We start from the raw sequence: 4,026 nt of genomic DNA on the forward strand, positions 1-4,026 counted from the left end.
CCCCCCGCCTGCGCGCCCGCCGGCTCCGCGTCGTCTACGGCGGATTCACCGCCCTGGACGATGTGGACCTCGATGTCCTGCCGGGCCGTGTCACCGCCGTCGTGGGCCCGAACGGGGCCGGAAAGAGCACCCTCTTCCACTGCCTCGCCGGAACCGTGCGCCCCGCGCGCGGGCAGGTGCTCCTCGGTGAGCGGGACATCACGCGGCTGGCGGCCCACGCCCGTACGCGCCTCGGGATCGCGCGGACGTTCCAGCGACTGGCCGTGTTCCCGTCGCTGACCGTGGCCGAGAACATCCGCGTGGGCGCCGAGCAGGGGCGCGTCGCCGACCCGGGGGCCGCCGACCGCGTCTCGCGGCTGCTGGGCCTCGACGGGCCCGCACGGGCACTGCCCGCCGCGAACCTGCCCACCGGCACCCTGAGGCGGGTCGAACTGGCACGCGCGCTCGCCGGGGACCCCCGGATACTGCTGCTCGACGAACCGGCCGCCGGACTCGACACCGGCGAGGTGGCCTCCCTCGCGCGCGTGCTGCGCGCCCTCGCCTCGGACGGCATGGCCCTGCTGGTCGTCGAGCACGACCTGGACCTCGTCGCGGATCTCGCCGATGTCGTCCACGTCATGACGGCGGGCCGGATCGTCGCCTCGGGGCCCGCCGACCGCGTACTCGACGTGCTGGACGACACGGCGGTGGACCGATGACGGTCACGACGGCCATCTCCCTGCGGCACGCACGCGTGCGGTACGGCCCCCTGGAGGCCCTGCACGGGGTGTCCCTCACCGCGCCCGGCCCCGGACTGACCGTGCTGCTCGGGCGCAACGGCGCGGGGCGTACGACAGTGCTGCGCGCTCTCGCCGGAACGGTTCCGCTGTCCGGGGGCGCGGTCGTCTGGGACGGTGCCGACGTGACACGGGTACCCGCGTACGAGCGCGCCCGGCGGGGACTGTGCCTGGTCCCCGAGCGGCGGGCGGTCTTCGGCACGCTGACCGTCCGGGAGAACCTCGAACTGGCGGCGCCCGACTTCACGTACGCCCTCGACGCCTATCCCCCGCTCGAACCCCTGCTCCCCCGCCGCGCGGACACCCTCTCCGGTGGCGAGCAGCGCATGCTGGCCCTCTCCCGTGCCCTGCTGGCACGCGCGCGCGTGGTGCTCGCCGACGAGCCCGCCCAGGGCATGTCCCCGGCGGTCGCGGCCCGCACGTACCAGCTGCTGAGCGGTCTGGACGCGTGTGTGGTGGTCGCCGAGCAGCGCCTGCCGCCCGGACTGCGCGGAGCCGCGGCACTCGTGTACGAACTGCGCCGCGGCTCCCTCGTGTTCAGCGGCGAGGCGGCCGAACTGACCTGACTCCGGCCTGACGACGGGCCATGGAACCCCGCCCGGTCGGCGTTCCGGGCAGGCCCTCGGTTCCGGGCAGGCCCTCGAGGGGCCGCGGCTCAGATGTCGAGCCGCTGCCCGGGCACGATCACATCGGGATCACCGCCGATGACGGCCTTGTTGGCGGCGTGGATCCGCTGCCAGGAGGTCCCGTGCCGGGCGGCGATGCCGCTCAGCGTGTCACCGCTGCGCACGGTGTAGTCGCCGCGGGACGCGCCGCGGCCGGTGTGGCCCTCCGAACGGGCCGATGCGCCCGACGACCGCTCGGCCGGGGCCGCGCCGCCCGAACCGGACGCCGAGCCGGTGGGCGGCGCCGCGGGAGCGCCGCCGGACGCCCCGGCGCGGGCCGAACAGGTGGGCCAGGCGCCCCACCCCTGGGCGCGCTGGACCTTCGTGGCGACCGCGATCTGCTGGGCCCTGGACGCCTTGTCGGCGGTGGCCGCGTAGGCCGTGCCGCCGTACGCGCGCCAGGTGGAGGCGGAGAACTGAAGTCCGCCGTAGTAGCCGTTGCCTGTGTTGATGTGCCAGTTCCCGCCGCTCTCGCACTGGGCGATGCGGTCCCACACTCCGCTGTCCGCCGCGGCGGCGTTGGTGCCTGCGGCCAGGAGTCCCAGCGGGGCGAGCAGTGCCGCCCCGGCGAGGACCGCCGTCGTACGCGCCTTACGAACGTTGTCGTGGGTGTTGTCGGCACACGCGGACATGTATTTCCCTCTCGCAGGACCCGGGGTCCCCCAAGGCGGCGCACGCCTCCCGCCGCACGGGACGGGCCGTCGTACTCCGCCCCGTCCGCCGACGGTGGTGCTTCGAACCGGTGGTGGTGCGGTCGGCGGACGACCCGAGCGGTGCTCGTTGCACTCGGCGGAGGAATGTAGAGAGCCGCACGGCCTCACATCAACCAACTCCTCGTCATTCCAGGCCAGTTCGGCGTTACCGCTGGTATCGTCCATTTTCGGACACCCAATTCATTGCTCAATTTCCTGATATGTCGACCTCGCGCCCTGACGATCTGTGACCCACTTCACCGTCACAACTTCCTTGGAAGTCCGAGCACTTGCCGTGGAGTGACGACTTCCGCGGGCGCTCTCACGCTGTGCTCCGGATAGGTCGATTCCGTTCGCCGTCGGGCGTGACTCCGGCCACAGATCGCCCGTTGTCTTCTTCATGAGCCGGGAACCACCCGCGCTCATGGGCCGGGGCCCACCCGGCTCCGCCCCGCACCACATCCCGAGGAGCCACCCGTGTCGCGCATGCTCGACGTCAGCGACGACGTACGCGCCGAGATCGGCGACGAAGAAGCCGACCGGCTGCTCGCCGGAGAGAACGCCCCCGGCAGCTATGACTGCACGTCCTGCCGCACCCCGGGCGACTCCGAGCAGGAGCGCACCAGCACCGTCCTGTTCGTCGGCGACGAGACCGCCGTACTCGCCTTCGCCCACGCCACCTGCCTCCCCTCCCAGGTCGTCCAGGTCACCGAGGAGCAGCTCCAGGGCGCCGTCCGGTCCATCACCGCGGACGGTGGCTCCGTCGGGGCCGCGGTCGAGCAGACCGTGCCCGAGCAGGCCGTGCTCGGGGTCACCAGCGGACTCGTCCTCATCAAGGGCGAGTTGCACCCGGCGCTCGTCGTGGAACCGACCGCCCCGATCGCCCGCCCCGGCACGGCCGGCGCCGGCGACGACTTCCTGCCGCTGCTCATCGAGCAGGGCTTCATGCCACTGACCGAGATCGACTCGGTCCCGGCGGTGCTGCACGGCTGGTCCGTGCTGCTGGCCATGGGCCAGCTGCACGCCATCCTCCAGCCCGGCACGGGCGACGGTCGGCCGGTCGCCTGGTGGCAGGCCCACCAGGCGCTCCAGGTCGCCGACAGCTGGCGCGCCGCCGCCAACAAGCACCAGCAGGTCGTGCTGTTCGCGGCCCCGGTCGGCTCGATCGGCCGCCAGCCCCGCGAGGACCTGTTGCGCGACGCCCTCGACCGGGCCGCCGTGAACGGCCGGCTGGTGGCGGCGACACTGCCGCTGACCGGCACGTGAACGCTCCGCCGGGGGCCGTGAGAGCGATTCGCCGTTACCGGGTGCGGGTCGTCGGTGGTTGCTCGCGCCACGCGACGGAACCGCATGAATGCGATGGCCCCGCGCCCCCGAAAGGGGCGCTTCGCGCCACCTCTTCACCGGCCGCGTGACCTTTTCGTGACCCAAATCGGCCAGCGGCCGCATCTGTTGGACTGCGGGGTCGTTGGCACAGACGTGCACGCATATGACGTCCCCCGCCGCCACACCTACCAGCCGCTGCCGTCGCCCCGGTCGGCCCCGGGCCCCTCGGGCGGCCTCTCGGCCACGCCGATCTACGACGCGCTCTACGAGGAGTGGGTCAAGTCCTACCGGACGCTGCCCGGTGACCGCCACGGCGAGGAGGACTGGGGCTTCAAAGGCTTCGCCGACCCTCCCCACGGCACCGGCTCGTACGGTTCGTACCAGAGCACCCGTCAGGAACCGCAGCGCGGATCCACGGCCACGGGAGCGTCGGCCTGGCAGCCGGTCGGACGGGTGCCCACCGGCCACACCGGGATGCACCACATCCCCGCCGCGCTGCCGCCGGGCCCGCGCCGCGGGCTCTGAGGCACCAGAAGGGCGGCTTCCTCAGGTCTCCCGGGAGAAACG

At 73.1% G+C, this 4,026-nt stretch carries 5 protein-coding genes; 4 read left to right on the forward strand and 1 reads right to left on the reverse strand.

Annotated features, from left to right (window positions below):
* Together FNH04_RS42685 and FNH04_RS42690 are read left to right on the forward strand one after the other, a co-directional pair.
* A partial coding sequence (locus FNH04_RS42685) for an ATP-binding cassette domain-containing protein (RefSeq protein WP_152791618.1) occupies positions 1 to 698 on the forward strand: 698 nt, incomplete at its 5' end.
* A complete protein-coding gene (locus FNH04_RS42690; protein ID WP_152791619.1) occupies positions 695 to 1,342 on the forward strand; it encodes an ABC transporter ATP-binding protein in 648 nt (215 codons plus the stop codon). The genes FNH04_RS42685 and FNH04_RS42690, both read left to right, overlap by 4 nt.
* Positions 1,343 to 1,431: 89 nt before the next feature.
* Here FNH04_RS42690 and FNH04_RS42695 read toward each other — a convergent pair whose 3' ends face one another.
* Positions 1,432 to 2,073: a LysM peptidoglycan-binding domain-containing protein gene (locus tag FNH04_RS42695; protein WP_152791620.1), complete on the reverse strand. Its 642-nt coding sequence runs from the start codon at positions 2,071 to 2,073 to the stop codon at positions 1,432 to 1,434.
* A gap of 537 nt (positions 2,074 to 2,610) precedes the next feature.
* On the opposite strand from FNH04_RS42695, the gene FNH04_RS42700 reads away from it, so the two are divergent.
* Together FNH04_RS42700 and FNH04_RS42705 are read left to right on the forward strand one after the other, a co-directional pair.
* Positions 2,611 to 3,399: a hypothetical protein gene (locus FNH04_RS42700; protein WP_322725484.1), complete on the forward strand. Its 789-nt coding sequence runs from the start codon at positions 2,611 to 2,613 to the stop codon at positions 3,397 to 3,399.
* A gap of 213 nt (positions 3,400 to 3,612) precedes the next feature.
* Complete coding sequence (locus FNH04_RS42705) at positions 3,613 to 3,984, forward strand: hypothetical protein (RefSeq protein ID WP_322725485.1); 372 nt, start codon at positions 3,613 to 3,615, stop codon at positions 3,982 to 3,984.
* The last annotated feature ends 42 nt before the right edge of the window (positions 3,985 to 4,026 follow it).

This window comes from Streptomyces phyllanthi (assembly GCF_009377205.1).
Classification (GTDB): Bacteria; Actinomycetota; Actinomycetes; order Streptomycetales; family Streptomycetaceae; genus Streptomyces; species Streptomyces phyllanthi.